Below are 14,372 nucleotides of genomic sequence, written 5' to 3'. Positions count from 1 at the left end.
AACGAATCGTCACGCGCTCGCGGTGCAGGAAGGCATCGATACGGGGAAGGTATGGCGGGAAAGGCCGGCGACGCACCGGGTCCGGCGCGCGCGGCTGCGTGCTGTCGTGTCGTTGGTGCGGCGAGGCTCGGGACGCTTGCCGCGTATCGCTAGACCGGCCAGCTGATCTCGAACCGCGCGCCGCCGAGCTCGACCGGATCGACGACCGCGATCCGGCCGTTGTGCGCGTGGAGCACCTGCCGCGTGATAGACAGGCCGAGCCCGTAACCGCCGGTGCGGCGGTCGAGGCGCACGAACGCGTCGAAGATCCGTTCGCGCTCGCTCTCGGGCACGCCGGGGCCGTCGTCCTCGACGAAGATTCCGATGTTGCCGTGCACGAGCGAGATCCCGACGACGATCCGCGATTTCGCGTACTTGCTCGCGTTGCGCAACAGGTTGCGCATCGCATACGACATCAGCCGCCGGTCCATCTTCACGCGCAAATCCGACGCGATCGCGATGCGCGACTCGATCGCACGCTCCGGATACAGCAGCTGCGCGTCGTTCACCTGATGCTCGAACCATGCGACGGGCGCGGTCGACTCGAGGTTCGACTGCAGCGAGCTGTATTCGAGCCGCGCATACGTGAGGCTCATGTCGATCAGTTCCTCGAGCTCGGTCACGTCCTGTGCGATGCTCTCGAGCGCGCCCTGGTATTCGGCCGCCGAGCCCGGTTCGCGCAGCATTTCGAGCGCGAAGCGCACGCGCGCGAGCGGCGTGCGCAGTTCGTGCGAGATGCCGTTCGTCAGATCGCGTTGCGCGGCGATCAGCCGCTCCATGCGCATCGCCAGCGCATTCAGCGTGCGCGCGAGCGGACCGATGATCACGCTGTGCGATTCGCGCGCGCGGGTGTTGAAGCGGCCGCCGGTGAAGTCGATCGCCCGCTCGCGCACCATCACGAGATCCGACCAGACCGGCCGCATCCACCGGTACGCGGCGAGCGCGGGCGCGGTGAACACGAACGCGAGCACGATCCAGATGTCGCCCGGCAACGAGTCGAACGCATGCCACACGACCTGCGGCGACAATTCGACGCACAGCGCGAGAGCGGGCACCAGTGCGGTGAGCAGCACGAGGCCGAGCAGATGCAGATAGGTGCGCACGTACAGGCGCGACCAGCTCGGAATGCGGTCGGCGCGCGTGTCGGTCCACGCGCGACGGAAATGCAGCCAGCGCCACTTGACGTAGCGCAGCGTCGGCAGCGGCGGTGCATCGGGGTGCGAACGGGTTCGTCGGATCATCGCGGCTCCCGGCCGGCAGGCGGAATGCCCGCGCGGAACGTGACGGCGTCGCGCGAGCGCGGCGTCATTCCCACGCGTGCTTGCTGAATTGATAACCCTTGCTGCGGATCGTCTTGATCCGCTGCGGGTTGCTCGCGTCGTCGCGCAGCTTGCGGCGCAGCTTCGAGATGCGCCCGTCGATCGTGCGGTCGAGGCCGTCGAATTCGACGCCGCGCAATTGCAGCATCAGATCGTCGCGGCTGACGACTTCGCCCGCATGACACACGAGCGCCCACAGCAGGTCGAATTCGGCCGACGTCAGATCGGGCGTGCTGCCGTCGGGCAGCACGACGGTGCGGTCGGTGCGGTCGATCGAGAACTTGCCGAACGCGTAGCGCTCCGGCTGCGGCGCGGTGCTCTCGACCGCTCGCGCGGGCGCACGGCGCAGTTGCGCCTTGATCCGCGCGAGCAGGATGCGCGGCTCGACCGGCTTGTGCACGTAGTCGTCCGCGCCGAATTCGAGGCCGAGCAGCTCGTCGAACGGCTCGTCGCGCGCGGTCACCATGATGATCACGCCGTCGTACTGCTTGCGCGCCTCGCGGCAGATTTCGAAGCCGTCCTTGCCCGGCAGGTTCACGTCGAGGATGACGAGATCGGGACGAATGGACAGGATCGCCGGCACCGCGGCGTCACCATGCAGCACAGTGTCGACTTCATAGTCGTTCTTGCGCAGGTAGCCGGCGATCAGCGTGGACAGGCGGGTGTCGTCTTCGACGAGCAGGATGCGAAAAGACATGGGCAGCGGTCGGATCATCGGGGAAGCCGCGGCGGCGCCGGCCGATGCCGGACGCCGGCCATCGGCCGAAACGTACCGCATGATACTGCGCCCGCCGCTTGCCTGTTTGCCGGTCTTGAAAATAAGGGCGCGATTCCGCCCGCGCTTGACGAATCGGCGCCGGGACGGTTCCATACGGGCTCGCCGGAATCCGGCCGTGCCTCTACCCTGCCTGACGCGATGAATTACCAGACGACTCTCGAACGCATCCACACCGAACTCGCCCCCTGGATTGGCCAGGGCCGGGTGGCCGACTACATTCCCGAACTCGCAAAAGTGCCCGCCGACAAGTTCGGGATGGCGGTCGTGACGCTCGACGGAAACGTTTACACGGTCGGCGATGCGCACGAGCGCTTCTCGATCCAGAGCATCTCGAAGCTGTTCGCGTGCACGCTCGCGTTCCAGCTGCTGGGCGACGAACTGTGGGAACGGGTCGGCCGCGAGCCGTCCGGCACCGCGTTCAACTCGCTGGTCCAGCTCGAAAGCGAGCGCGGCAAGCCGCGCAATCCGTTCATCAATGCGGGCGCGCTGGTCGTCACCGACGTGCTGTGCCGCCGCTTCGTGAAGGCCGAGACGGCGCTCGTCGAGTTCGTGCGGCGGCTGATCGGCGCGAACGACATCGACTACGACTCGCGCGTCGCGCTGTCGGAGTTGCAGCACGCGGAGCGCAACCGCGCGATGGCGCATTTCATGGCGAGCTTCGGCAACATGCAGATGCCGCCCGATACCGTGATCGACGCGTATTGCCGCCAGTGTGCGATCGAGATGAACTGCGTCGAACTCGCCAGCGCCGCGCTGTTCCTCGCGAACGGCGGGGTCGCGCCGGCGACCGGCGAGCGGATCGTCGATTCGAGTTCCGCGAAGCGGCTGTCGGCGCTGATGCTGACCTGCGGCACCTACGATGCGGCCGGCGATTTCGTGTATCGGGTCGGGTTGCCGGCGAAGAGCGGCGTGGGGGGCGGGATCGTCGCGGTGCTGCCGGGGGAGATGGCGGTGTGCGTGTGGGCGCCGGGGCTCGATGCGAACGGGAACTCGTTGGCGGGGACGCTGGCGCTGGAGTGGTTGACGACTTATACGGGAAGGTCGATTTTTTGAGAAGTCTCAGTGGACACTCGCGTCGTCCGGTGCCGTGACACCGGATTGATGTCGACGCGCACCACGAAGTGACGCCATTACGTCGGCGAGATTGTCGACAATGTCGTCACAACGCCGCGCGGGACGGGCACGGGGAATGGACATCGTTGCTTTGCTCGACGACAACAAGGATCCAGCGTGATGCAGACCAAGAACAGAATTCACGTCGTTTCAACCGCTCATACCAGGCACGGCTTCGTCAACCCCTTGGCCGTCGTGACGGCATTGAGCCTGTGCCTGCCGTTCGGCGGCGCACATGGGCAATCGGCGGATGCCCCACCCGACGGTAGCGGGGCGTCGCACGTCGAATCGCGAAGCCCGGCGAGCCTGACCGTCACGCAGGCGCTGCAAGGCATGCTGGAGCTGATTCGGATTAGCAATCAGGTTACCGACATGACACCCGACGCGGTGCACCGCACCTTCGGCGTGCAGACCCACGCGATCGATCAAGACAGCTTCGGCTACGGCCAACGCCTGCCCGGTAACTGGGCGGTCGGTATCCAGCGGTTCGTGGTCTATGGAAGGGGGACGCGCGTAGAACTGGGCTTTGATCCGATTCCCGGAATGCCGGCTGCGCCGCTGACGACATGCGAGCCGAATTTCGCGCAATTCACTGGAGCACTGGAGTCGATGGGGTTCAATCATCGTACCCACTACGGCGAGCACGGCCGCCGGATCTCCGAGATCTTCTGGCGCGAGCAGATGTCCGTGGAGGTCGTCCCCTACAGAGAACGCGGCGATAACGGTGAGCCGCCGGCCCCGGCTTGCGTAAGAACGGTACGGGTGCGATAGATCGCTGTCGCCGCAACACGCGATTCCGGCAAGCATCGCAACGAAACGCCGTGATCCCCTGCCGTCAAACCGCGCTGGAAATCGTTCGACTCGTTGATATCCTGAGGAAATATCCAACCGAGACTGCGCAACGCGCGAGCGCGCTGGCGCCGCCGTGACCGGCGATACGGAACAACCGACTTTCCCGACATTCCGCAGCGATTACTGGAGCCCCACGCATGAATCCGGACAACGCATCAAAAGTCGCAACGACGGCCCACGCGCACGCCGACAGTCATTCCTCCTCGTCGATCCCCCGCATCGCGCCATCCCGAACCGCGCTGCTCGTCATGCATTACCAGACCGACATCCTCGGCCTCTTTCCGTCGGTCGCCCCTGAATTGCTCTCGAATACGCGCCGTCTCTGCGACGCGGCGCGAGCGGCCGGCGTCGGCGTGTGGTTCGCGAATCTGCGCTTCAGTCCCGGCTATCCGGAAGTCAGTCCGCTGAACAAGAACGGCCAGGGCATCAAGCAGCTCGGCCTCTTCATCGACGATGCCCCCTGCCCGGAGCTGGCCAAACAGCCCGACGAGCCGCTGATCCTCGCCCACCGCGCGAGCGTGTTCTTCGGCACCGATCTGCAGGCGCGGCTCATCGCCCAAGGCGTCGATTCGCTGATCATGGTCGGCATCGCGTCGACCGGCGTGATGCTGTCGTCGATCGCCCATGCGAGCGACGCCGATTTCCGCCTCTACACGGTCAAGGATTGCTGCTACGACCCGGACCCGGTGGTCCACGAGCATCTGTTCGCCACCGCGTTCGAATCGCGCACGACGGTGCTGTCGCTCGCGGAGGCGCTGCGGCTGCTGGCGTAACGACGGCCGAGCCGCAGCATCCGCCTCACTTCGCGATGAACACGCCCGACGTCGGGCACGTACCCTGCGTATTGCCGTCCGTCACGAGCGACGCCGCGCTCGGAAACTGCGCGGTCGCGTTCGTCTTCACCGCGATCCACGCTTCGGTGAAGTAGCTCACGCCGTTCGTCTTCGTGCACTTCAGCGACACCGCGCTGCGCGTGTTGCTGCCGAACGCGCCTTCGAACGCCGACAGCAACTGGTTACGCGTGACCGTCTTGCCCGCGTTCGCCTGCAGGAACGCGTTGAACGACGTGTTGCCGAGCCGGCTGATCATGCCCGACGCCTGGTTCCAGTACGCATCGGGCGTCGCCGAGTTCGAACAGGTGCCGTGCTTGAACCACTCGTGCTTGTCGAGACAGGATGCGACGCCCGGCATGTACGTCGACAGCGTGTTGCGCGTCGCGCTGCTGATCGGGTACGCGTCCATGCTGCACCACTGGTGCGCGTTGTCGAGGTCGATGTCGTTCTGCGGCACGCCGCAGTAGAACGGCTGGTTGCCGTCGTAGCGGTTCGGCCACAGCCCGTGCAGCGACAGGCTCGTCGCCGCGTACGACCCGGCGAGGTTCGTGCATTCCGGTGTGTCGTGCGACGCGCAGAAGCCGGGCTCCCACGAGGCGGCAAGCAACAGGTAGTCGTAGCTGGTCTGCGCGGCGGCGTGCAGTGACACGGAAGCGACGGTGAGTGCGGCAGCGGCGCGGGCGAGCGTCTTGAGCATGGCGTGTTTCCTCGGAAAAGGCTTGCGGTCGCGGGAAGCGCCGCAAGGTTGTCGAATGTCTGCCCGCGATTGTTGCTGCCGCAACGTGGCACGAATGTGAAGGTGCACGAAAGAACGCGCGGGGTACCGCCGAACCTGTTACAGCCGGTACCGGTACCGGCGATTGCCTTCCGCCGCATGCGCCCCCGGCATACGCTGTCGCCACTTTCATCCTGCAACGGAGCATCCCCATGGTGACGGCCACACGGCTGGGCAAGCCGTACTGCGTCGAGATCGGAAACGGGCGCAGCGTCGTGCGCTCGGGCACCCACAAGGCAGGCAAAGGCGGCGACGCCGGCCTGCGGCCGCACGAGTTGCTCGAAAGCGCGCTGGCGGCCTGCGTCTGCATGTCGGTCGAACTGGCAGCGGAACGCGCGGGCGTGACGCTGCCGGCCTGTACGGTGGACGTCACCCTCGAACGCCGCGATGTCGAAACCGGTTTCGACATCGCCCTGCGCTTCGTGGTGCCGCTGTCGCAGGCGCAGCACATACTCGTCCGCGACGCGGTACGGGCCTCGCCGGTCGCCCGCACGCTCGGCAAGCCGATACGGATCGGGCCGGCCGCGATCGCGCACGACTGAGCTGATCGTCACGGATGCCGCATGGTCGGCACCCGTGCGTCGACGGTCGAACGGCACGCGCTTACCGCACGTGATCGCTCAGGTGCCGAGCTGCGTGCACGCGCGCGCCGACGCTTCGGGCCCCTCGAGCGCGAGAATCTGCCACACGCCGATACTGACGCGCCGGCGCGCCGCGGTCGACTCATCGGCCAGCAACGCCTCGACACGCGGTGCGACATCGGGCGCCTTCTGCTGCAGCGCCGCGTGGTGCCGCGCGCGCGACGCCGGCCCGGATTCGTACACGTCGCACAGGCGCACCATGCCGGCGAGGCCGGCCAGATCGTCGTCCTTGTCGATCGCGCGCGGCTCGACGGGCGCAAGGCCCTTGCGCTCTTCCGGCGGCAGCTTGTTGCGCGCGCCTTCGTCGATCGCCGACGCGGAAGCCGGCGGCAGGCCGCCGATCGCCGCGACGATCCTGCTGCCCGCGGCGATCATGTCGCCCTGGCACATGATCTTCTCGTCGGCCGTGACGTTCGAGCAGAACGATACCGACATCCGATACACGTCGTTGCTCATGCGCGGCACTTCGTCCATGCCCGCCTGCGCGAGGCCGGCGCTCGCCAGCGCCAGCGCGGCGGGAATCACGATGCGGAACGTTCTCGTCTTGTTCATTGTTGTCGTCTGTGGGTGCGGGTAGCGGGCAATATCGCCGGGCCGCGCCGGGCGCCCTTCGTGATGCCGGGCCCGCGTCCGGCATCACGCGTTTCACTTCATCGACGCCGCCTCCGAGCCGCCCGGCGACAACGCCGCGCTGTCCTGCTCGCGCCACGCACGCCGCGACGCCATGATCGCGCTCACCGCCGAGCGCGCCACCTTCCACCATGCGAACGGACGCGGATCGGCGAGCATGCTGAGCGCGCGCGCATAGTCGAGCGTGAGTCCGGGCGTCCACGCCATCGTCACCGCACGCTTGCGGATCTGCGCGGCCACCCACAGCTCGGGCGTGAACAGCAGCCGCACGAACGCGCCCCACCCGGCCCGCGCGCCTTTCAGCCGCCACACCGCACCGTCGAGCGCCGCCTCGAGCGCGTTCGACACGGTGCTCGAGCAGTTGCGGTGCGTGAGGTTGTACGTGACGTTCTGCCGATACGACGACCAGAACGCCTCGAGCTTGGCCGGATCGTAGTTGCGGATGCGCACGCGCACGGTCGACGGGCACCACGCTTTCGACTCGGTTGCATAGTCGGGCTGGAACAGGCCGGGCACGTCGTTCTCGCGCGTCGCGCGCAGGATGCGCGTGAATTCGTCGGGAGAACGATCGATCTCGACAGCCGGATACAGGCTGATGTAGATGCCCTCCGGCGATTCCAGCGCCGCATGGCCGGTCGAGATCGCGCCGTTGACGTCCACCGCCGCGATGTAGCGATCGATCACCGGATAGCGCTGCGCTTCGGCCTTCGACGTGCCGGTCGGGGTCCACACGTGCACGGTCAGCGCCCGCTCGCCGTCGGCCGGCGGCCCGTCCCATTCGGATTGCGCGAACTGCGGCGGGTACTGCGCATCGTCGAGATCCGGCGCCAGCGCCGGCGCGGGCGAGGTCGCGAACGCCGGATTGCGCGTCAGCCGCCGCACGCGCGCGGCGAGGCTCAGCATGTGCATTCCGCCGAACATCAGCAGCAGGCCGAGGCAGTACGGCACGGTGCCCGCGTAGTGCGTCGGGTACGGCTGGAAGAAGAAGACTGCCAGCAGGATCTCGACGACACCCCACGCGAACGCGACATTCCAGCGGCGATAGCGCACCATCCACGCGGACGTGCACTGCAGCAGCCCGTCGACGAGGAACAGCGTGCCGAAGATCATCGACAGCAGGAAGTGGCCGTGATGATGGCCGGCAAACACGAGCCCCGCGGCCACCACGACCGCGATGCCTTTCACGTAGCGCAGAATGCGCTGGCCGCCGACCCCGCTGCCGGCCACCGCGAGCGTCGCGAGCCCCTCGATCAGGAACAGCCATGCGAACAGCTCGATCGGGAAATGCAGCGCACCATCGAGCGCGTCGATGAAAATGCCGACGCCCGCCACCACCCACAGCCAGCCGAGCACGGTCAGCCCGCGCCAGCGGGTTCGCAGATATTCGATGCCCAGCAGCAGCAACACCAGTCGTACCATTGCGCCCTCGTATTTTTTCGGGATACGCGCGGCCTCGCGCCCCCTGTCGTTTCGACCGCGCGTCGGGCGACGTGCCGGCCGGAAGGCGGTCGTCGTGGCCGGCCCGTCATGTCGTCGACGTGATCGATGGCGGCCGGCATGCGCCGCTCTGGCCGAATAATAAGATATGGCGGAGCCGGTTGAAAGCCTGGCGAAAACGTTTTCGGCGGGGCGCGGACCGCCCCGGCCGCCCGCTGCCACGGCAGGTTTCGGGTTCGACAACGGGCGGCGGATACGGGAGAATCCGGCTTCCGAGGGCGAAAGCCACCCAGCCGAACCGCACAGACGGGACGAGAGCACATGCATGGACCGATTACACGCCGGCACATGCTGGCCGCCACTCGCCAGGTTCCAGGCCGCCCCTGTCAGCCATGGCGCTGGCCGACGCATGAAACAGGAGCATCGACATGCCCCACCCGCCGCTTCATCCATCCTCGCTCGGCCCGCAACTCAAGCGCTGGCGCGCGCTGCACCGCGTAAAGCAAAGCCATGCAGCCGAACTGTTCCGCGTCGCGCAATCGACGATCTCCCGCTGGGAAGCCGGCCTTCAGCAGATGTCGCCCGCCGAGCGCGCGACGGCCGAACGGCTGCTCGCCGCGCGCCTCGATTCCGCGGGCGACCACGCGCTCGCGCGGCTGATCGCCGGCAGCACGGGCCGCATGCATCTCGTGTGCGACCTCACGCACCGCCTGCTGGCCAGCTCGCCGGCGCGCGCGGCCGAGTTCTCGCGGCCGCTTTCGACGCTGCTCGGCGCGTCGCTGTGGCGCTATGCGACGCCGGAAATCGCCCGCATGGAAGCCGCGCTCGACCCGCTCGGCTGGTACGACCGCGCGGGACCGCCGAGCGTCGAGTTCGATACCGGCGCGAACGCGTCGCGCGTCGTGCCGATTCGCGGCAGCCTGTGCCGATGGACGCGGATGACGCTGTCGGACGGCTCGGCCGTGCGGCTCGTGGAAACGCTGGACGCGCACTGACGCCCACGCATATTTCATGCGTGGACACCCCGCGGCCGGCCGGCGTACGCTTGGCGGTTCATCGCAAGGACGCCGACCATGAATCCCGATACGATCCGCGCGCGCCTCGATTTCCTGCGCGACGCCGAACGCCTGAAGGACGTGCTGCGCAGCGGCCACACGTCGGCCGGGCGCGCGGAAAGCACGGCCGAGCATAGCTGGCGGCTGTGCCTGATGGCGCTCGTGTTCGCCGAAGCGCTGCCCGGCGTCGATACGCTGAAGCTGCTGAAACTGTGCGTCGTCCACGACCTCGGCGAGGCGCTGCACGGCGACATCCCCGCGATCGAGCAGGCCGCGCACCCCGACAAGAGCGTGCACGAACGCGACGACCTGCTGACGCTGACCGCGTCGCTCGACCGCGCGGCGCGCGACGAGATCGTCGCGCTGTGGGACGAATACGAGGCGGCCGCCTCGCCGGAAGCCCGCGCGGCGAAAGCGCTCGACAAGCTCGAAACGATCCTGCAGCACAACCAGGGCAGCAATCCGCCCGATTTCGACTATGCGTTCAATCTCGGCTACGGCCGGCGCTATACCGACGCCGCGCCGCTGTTCAGCGCGATCCGCGAGATCGTCGATGTCGACACGCAGCGCAGGATCGACGCGGGTGGGCAGCGCGCGTAAGCTCGCGGGATCGGGCGTACCACCTTGCGCGCCCCACCCGCACCTGAGCCGACGCATGACGCAGAACATCTACGACGACCCGGCCTTCTTCGAAGGTTACAGCCGCCTGAACCGCTCGATTCACGGGCTCGACGGCGCGCCCGAATGGCCCGCGCTGCGCGCGCTGCTACCCGACCTGCACGGCCGTCACGTGCTCGATCTCGGTTGCGGCTACGGTTGGTTCAGCCGCTGGGCCGCCGACCAGGGCGCTGCCGGCGTGCTCGGCATCGACGTGTCCGAACGCATGCTCGAACGCGCGACATCGACCACCGCGCATCCGGCGATCACGTACCGTCGCGCCGACCTCGAAACGCTCGCGCTGCCGGATGCCGCGTTCGATCTCGCGTACAGCTCGCTCGCATTCCACTACGTCGTGCACCTCGACACGCTGCTGCGCACGATCCACCGCGCGCTCGTGCCGGGCGGCCGGCTCGTGTTCTCGATCGAGCATCCGATCTATACGGCGCCGCGCCGGCCAGGTTTCGTCGTCGATGCGCAGGGTAACCGCTCGTGGCCGCTCGACGGCTACCAGCGCGAAGGCGAACGCGTGACCGACTGGCTCGCGCCGGGCGTCGTCAAGCAGCATCGCACGCTCGGCACGCTCGTGAACCTGCTGATCCGCAGCGGCTTCACGCTCACGCACCTCGACGAATGGGCGCCGACGCCCGGGCAGGTCGACGCGCTGCCCGCTCTCGACGAGGAACGCGACCGGCCGATGATGGCGATCGTCGCCGCGCGGCGGTAGCGCGGTCGCGGCGGATCGCCGCCTTCACAGATCGAAACAATTGCACCGTCCGGCCCGCGCATCGATACGGCGTCCACACAATTCAGCACAATTTCCACACGATTTGGCGCGAATTCCTCGCTTACCATGAGCGCCTGATTCGATTCGGCACGCCCGCGCGATGCGTACGCGGAACCCGTCGCGGGCAACACGCCCGGCACGCGGCGCCGACCGGATCGTTCCGTTCGGCCCCACGCATCGCCGGCGCCCGCTTCATCCTCGCTGCATTCTCATGACCCAGAAGACCCATCGCCGCCGGCGCATCGTGCTGGCTACCCTTGCCGTCGTCGCAATCGCCGTCGGCGTCACGCTGAAGGCCTGCGCGCCCGACAAGCATCCGCAGTACCTGTCCGCGCCCGTCACGCGCGGCGATCTCGAGAACGCGGTGCTCGCGACCGGCGCGCTGCAGGCGTTCAGGCAAGTCGACGTCGGCGCGCAGGTGTCGGGGCAGTTGAAGACGCTGAAGGTCAAGCTCGGCGACAAGGTCACGAAGGGCCAGTGGCTCGCCGAGATCGACCCGGTGATCTCGGAAAACGCGCTGCGCCAGGCGCGCGCCAGCGAAGAAAGCCTGCGCGCGCAGCAACAATCGACCGCCGCGCAGTTGACCCAGGCCGAACTCGCGTTCCGCCGCCAGCAGGCGATGCTGCCCGACGACGCGACGTCGCGCGAATCGTTCGAGGCCGCGCGCGCTGCGCTCGACGTGCAGCGCGCGACGCTCGCGTCGCTCGCCGCGCAGATCCGTTCGGCCCGCATCCAGATCGAGACCGCGCAGGCCAACCTCGGCTACACGCGCATCGTCGCGCCGATCGACGGCGAGGTCGTCGCGATCGTCACGCAGGAAGGCCAGACCGTGATCGCGCAGCAACAGGCGCCGGTGATCCTGAAGCTCGCGAATCTCGACACGATGACCGTGAAAGCGCAGGTGTCGGAAGCGGACGTGATTCGCGTGAGCGCCGGCCAGACCGCGTATTTCACGATCCTCGGCGAACCGGACAAGCGTCACTACGGCAAGCTACGCGCGATCGAACCGGCGCCGCAGAACTACGCCGAAGCGCAAAGCCCGCTCGGCGGCGGCGCGGGTGGCGGCGCGAAACCGAACAGCGCGGTGTTCTACAACGCGCTGTTCGACGTGCCGAATCCCGAGCACCGGCTGCGCATCGCGATGACCGCGCAGGTCAACATCGTGCTCGGCAACGCGCGCAACGCGCTCAGCATTCCGGCCGCCGCGCTCGGCGAGAAGCGCAAGGACGGCACCGTGGCGGTGCGCGTGCTGCGCGCCGACGGCAGCACGGAAACGCGCCATATCCGCATCGGCATCAACAACAACGTGCGCGTCGAAGTGCTGGCCGGCCTGAAGGACGGCGAGCGCGTCGTGATCGGCGAAGCGTCGGCGGACGAGCGCGCACCGCTGTCGGACGTGGTGTAACGATGCGCCAGCCCCTGCTGAAACTCGCCGCCGTCACGCGACGCTTTCCGGCCGGCGACAAGGACGTCGTCGTCCTGAACAACGTCAACCTGTCGATCGACGCGGGCGAGATCGTCGCGATCGTCGGCGCGTCGGGGTCCGGCAAGTCGACGCTGATGAACATCCTCGGCTGCCTCGATCATCCGAGCGAAGGCACCTACACGGTCGGCGGCCGCGACACGCACATGCTCGACAGCGACGAGCTCGCGCAGCTGCGCCGCGAGCACTTCGGCTTCGTATTCCAGCGCTATCACTTGCTGCCGCACGTCGACGCGGTCGCGAACCTCGAAATGCCGGCGATCTACGCGGGCACCCCGCGCGCCGAGCGGCATGCACGCGCCCGCGCGTTGCTCGCGCGCCTCGGGCTCGCGGATCGCGCGCATCACCGGCCCGGCCAACTGTCCGGCGGCCAGCAGCAGCGCGTGAGCATTGCGCGCGCGCTGATGAACGGCGGCCAGGTGATCCTCGCGGACGAACCGACCGGCGCACTCGACACGAAAAGCGGCCAGGACGTGATCCGCATCCTGCACGAGCTGAACGCGCTCGGCCATACGATCGTGATCGTCACGCACGACAAGGCGGTGGCGCGCCATGCGCGGCGCATCATCGAAATCAGCGACGGCGAGATCGTCGCCGACCGGCCGAACCGCCACTACGCGGAGGCGCTCGCGGAAGTCGGAATCGGCGCAGCCGACGTAGCCGAAACGCCAGCCGAAACGGCAGCCGAGACGGCTTCGTCGCCCGCGCCGCACGATGCCCCGCCGCCCGCCGACACCGATCCCGGCCCACGCGCCCCCCGCTTCGCCGCCGGCACCGGCCGCTTCGCCGAAGCGTGCCGGATGGCGTGGATCGCACTCGTGTCGCACCGGCTGCGCACGCTGCTGACGATGCTCGGCATCATCATCGGCATCACGTCGGTCGTGTCGATCGTCGCGGTCGGCGAAGGCGCGAAGCGCTACATGCTCGAGGAGATCGGCAGCATCGGCACCAATACGATCAGCCTCTATCCGGGCGCCGACTGGGGCGACAGCCGCGCGGACACGATCCAGACGCTCGTGCCCGCGGACGTCGTCGCGCTCGCGGAGCAACCGTACGTCGACAGCGCGACGCCCGAAACGTCGCGCACGCTGCTGCTGCGCTTCCGCAACGTCAATGTGAACGCGCTCGTGAGCGGCGTCGGCGAACGCTACTTCCAGGCGCGCGGAATGCGCTTCGCGCTCGGCGTCGCGTTCGACGACGATGCCGTGCGCCGTCAGGCGCAGGTGGCCGTGATCGACCAGAACACGCGCCGCAAGCTGTTCGGCGCGACGCGCAATCCGGTCGGCGAAGTGATCCTGGTCGACAACGTGCCGTGCGTCGTGATCGGCGTGACCGCCGACAAGAAGAGCGCATTCGGCAGCGTGAAAAGCCTGAACGTGTGGGTGCCGTACACGACCGCCAGCGGGCGTCTGTTCGGCCAGCGCTATCTCGACAGCATCACCGTGCGGGTGCGCGACGGGCAGCCGAGCGCCGCCGCCGAGAAAAGCCTCGAGAAGCTGATGATCCAGCGCCACGGCCGCAAGGACTTCTTCACGTACAACATGGACAGCGTGGTCAAGACCGTCGAGAAAACCGGCCAGTCGCTGACGCTGCTGCTGTCGCTGATCGCGGTGATCTCGCTCGTCGTCGGCGGGATCGGCGTGATGAACATCATGCTGGTGTCGGTGACCGAACGCACGCGCGAGATCGGCATCCGGATGGCGGTCGGCGCGCGCCAGTCCGACATCCTGCAGCAGTTCCTCGTCGAGGCCGTGCTCGTGTGCCTGCTCGGCGGCACGATCGGCATCGCGCTGTCGTTCGGGCTCGGCGCGCTGTTCTCGATGTTCGTCGCGCAGTGGAAGATGGTGTTCTCGGCCGGCGCGATCGTGACCGCGTTCGTGTGCTCGACGCTCACCGGTGTGATTTTCGGGTTCATGCCCGCGCGCAACGCGTCGCGGCTCGATCCGATCGATGCGCTCGCGCGCGACTGACGA

The 14,372-nt window shown here is 67.8% G+C and carries 14 protein-coding genes; 9 read left to right on the top strand and 5 right to left on the bottom strand.

The features are described 5' to 3' along the window. Positions 1 to 149: 149 nt before the first annotated feature. A complete protein-coding gene (locus DTA15_RS16100) occupies positions 150 to 1,280 on the bottom strand; it encodes an ATP-binding protein (protein ID WP_006483159.1) in 1,131 nt (376 codons plus the stop codon). Positions 1,281 to 1,344: 64 nt separating this feature from the next. Continuing rightward, positions 1,345 to 2,055, bottom strand: a complete 711-nt coding sequence (locus DTA15_RS16095) for a response regulator (protein ID WP_006483171.1) — start codon at positions 2,053 to 2,055, stop codon at positions 1,345 to 1,347. A 219-nt stretch (positions 2,056 to 2,274) separates the two neighbouring features. Between DTA15_RS16095 and DTA15_RS16090 the strand changes: the two genes are divergently transcribed. The 3 genes from DTA15_RS16090 (at position 2,275) to DTA15_RS16080 (ending at position 4,874) form a co-directional block, all read left to right on the top strand. After that, complete coding sequence (locus DTA15_RS16090) at positions 2,275 to 3,189, top strand: glutaminase (protein ID WP_006483161.1); 915 nt, start codon at positions 2,275 to 2,277, stop codon at positions 3,187 to 3,189. 180 nt (positions 3,190 to 3,369) lie between these two features. After that, on the top strand, positions 3,370 to 4,020 hold the full coding sequence (locus DTA15_RS16085; protein WP_006493359.1) for a hypothetical protein: 651 nt from the start codon (positions 3,370 to 3,372) through the stop codon (positions 4,018 to 4,020). A 218-nt stretch (positions 4,021 to 4,238) separates the two neighbouring features. Then, complete coding sequence (locus tag DTA15_RS16080) at positions 4,239 to 4,874, top strand: cysteine hydrolase family protein (RefSeq protein WP_006483160.1); 636 nt, start codon at positions 4,239 to 4,241, stop codon at positions 4,872 to 4,874. 25 nt (positions 4,875 to 4,899) lie between these two features. Here the strand turns inward: DTA15_RS16080 and DTA15_RS16075 are convergent, their stop codons facing one another. Then, complete coding sequence (locus DTA15_RS16075) at positions 4,900 to 5,631, bottom strand: ribonuclease T2 (RefSeq protein WP_006483157.1); 732 nt, start codon at positions 5,629 to 5,631, stop codon at positions 4,900 to 4,902. 230 nt (positions 5,632 to 5,861) lie between these two features. On the opposite strand from DTA15_RS16075, the gene DTA15_RS16070 reads away from it, so the two are divergent. Further along, a complete protein-coding gene (locus tag DTA15_RS16070) occupies positions 5,862 to 6,251 on the top strand; it encodes an OsmC family protein (protein WP_006483162.1) in 390 nt (129 codons plus the stop codon). Positions 6,252 to 6,329: 78 nt separating this feature from the next. Here DTA15_RS16070 and DTA15_RS16065 read toward each other — a convergent pair whose 3' ends face one another. Together DTA15_RS16065 and DTA15_RS16060 are read right to left on the bottom strand one after the other, a co-directional pair. After that, the gene (locus DTA15_RS16065; RefSeq protein WP_006483169.1) at positions 6,330 to 6,902 is read right to left on the bottom strand and encodes a hypothetical protein; all 573 of its coding nucleotides are present in this window, start codon (positions 6,900 to 6,902) and stop codon (positions 6,330 to 6,332) included. Between the two features lie 93 nt (positions 6,903 to 6,995). After that, positions 6,996 to 8,399, bottom strand: coding sequence for an HdeD family acid-resistance protein (locus tag DTA15_RS16060; protein WP_006483168.1), 1,404 nt, complete (start codon positions 8,397 to 8,399; stop codon positions 6,996 to 6,998). 446 nt (positions 8,400 to 8,845) lie between these two features. Between DTA15_RS16060 and DTA15_RS16055 the strand changes: the two genes are divergently transcribed. From DTA15_RS16055 to DTA15_RS16035, 5 genes are all read left to right on the top strand, one after another. Then, entirely contained in the window at positions 8,846 to 9,412 is a 567-nt protein-coding gene (locus DTA15_RS16055) for a helix-turn-helix domain-containing protein (protein ID WP_006483170.1), read from the top strand. A gap of 78 nt (positions 9,413 to 9,490) precedes the next feature. Then, on the top strand, positions 9,491 to 10,072 hold the full coding sequence (locus DTA15_RS16050; RefSeq protein ID WP_006483155.1) for an HD domain-containing protein: 582 nt from the start codon (positions 9,491 to 9,493) through the stop codon (positions 10,070 to 10,072). A gap of 55 nt (positions 10,073 to 10,127) precedes the next feature. After that, the gene (locus DTA15_RS16045) at positions 10,128 to 10,856 is read left to right on the top strand and encodes a class I SAM-dependent methyltransferase (protein ID WP_006483165.1); all 729 of its coding nucleotides are present in this window, start codon (positions 10,128 to 10,130) and stop codon (positions 10,854 to 10,856) included. Between the two features lie 271 nt (positions 10,857 to 11,127). Continuing rightward, the gene (locus DTA15_RS16040; RefSeq protein WP_006483156.1) at positions 11,128 to 12,321 is read left to right on the top strand and encodes an efflux RND transporter periplasmic adaptor subunit; all 1,194 of its coding nucleotides are present in this window, start codon (positions 11,128 to 11,130) and stop codon (positions 12,319 to 12,321) included. A gap of 2 nt (positions 12,322 to 12,323) precedes the next feature. Continuing rightward, a complete protein-coding gene (locus DTA15_RS16035) occupies positions 12,324 to 14,369 on the top strand; it encodes a MacB family efflux pump subunit (RefSeq protein ID WP_006483164.1) in 2,046 nt (681 codons plus the stop codon). Positions 14,370 to 14,372: the final 3 nt, after the last annotated feature.

Source organism: Burkholderia cenocepacia (assembly GCF_900446215.1).
Lineage (GTDB): Bacteria > Pseudomonadota > Gammaproteobacteria > Burkholderiales > Burkholderiaceae > Burkholderia > Burkholderia cenocepacia.
This window is presented reverse-complemented; position numbering and strand designations above follow the sequence as displayed.

What these genes read in the sequence shown, in the direction of transcription:
- DTA15_RS16100 (WP_006483159.1), bottom strand. Translation starts at nt 1,280, where the DNA reads ATGATCCGACGAACCCGTTCGCACCCCGATGCACCGCCGCTGCCGACG.
- DTA15_RS16095 (WP_006483171.1), bottom strand. Translation starts at nt 2,055, where the DNA reads ATGTCTTTTCGCATCCTGCTCGTCGAAGACGACACCCGCCTGTCCACG.
- DTA15_RS16090 (WP_006483161.1), top strand. Translation starts at nt 2,275, where the DNA reads ATGAATTACCAGACGACTCTCGAACGCATCCACACCGAACTCGCCCCC.
- DTA15_RS16085 (WP_006493359.1), top strand. Translation starts at nt 3,370, where the DNA reads ATGCAGACCAAGAACAGAATTCACGTCGTTTCAACCGCTCATACCAGG.
- DTA15_RS16080 (WP_006483160.1), top strand. Translation starts at nt 4,239, where the DNA reads ATGAATCCGGACAACGCATCAAAAGTCGCAACGACGGCCCACGCGCAC.
- DTA15_RS16075 (WP_006483157.1), bottom strand. Translation starts at nt 5,631, where the DNA reads ATGCTCAAGACGCTCGCCCGCGCCGCTGCCGCACTCACCGTCGCTTCC.
- DTA15_RS16070 (WP_006483162.1), top strand. Translation starts at nt 5,862, where the DNA reads ATGGTGACGGCCACACGGCTGGGCAAGCCGTACTGCGTCGAGATCGGA.
- DTA15_RS16065 (WP_006483169.1), bottom strand. Translation starts at nt 6,902, where the DNA reads ATGAACAAGACGAGAACGTTCCGCATCGTGATTCCCGCCGCGCTGGCG.
- DTA15_RS16060 (WP_006483168.1), bottom strand. Translation starts at nt 8,399, where the DNA reads ATGGTACGACTGGTGTTGCTGCTGCTGGGCATCGAATATCTGCGAACC.
- DTA15_RS16055 (WP_006483170.1), top strand. Translation starts at nt 8,846, where the DNA reads ATGCCCCACCCGCCGCTTCATCCATCCTCGCTCGGCCCGCAACTCAAG.
- DTA15_RS16050 (WP_006483155.1), top strand. Translation starts at nt 9,491, where the DNA reads ATGAATCCCGATACGATCCGCGCGCGCCTCGATTTCCTGCGCGACGCC.
- DTA15_RS16045 (WP_006483165.1), top strand. Translation starts at nt 10,128, where the DNA reads ATGACGCAGAACATCTACGACGACCCGGCCTTCTTCGAAGGTTACAGC.
- DTA15_RS16040 (WP_006483156.1), top strand. Translation starts at nt 11,128, where the DNA reads ATGACCCAGAAGACCCATCGCCGCCGGCGCATCGTGCTGGCTACCCTT.
- DTA15_RS16035 (WP_006483164.1), top strand. Translation starts at nt 12,324, where the DNA reads ATGCGCCAGCCCCTGCTGAAACTCGCCGCCGTCACGCGACGCTTTCCG.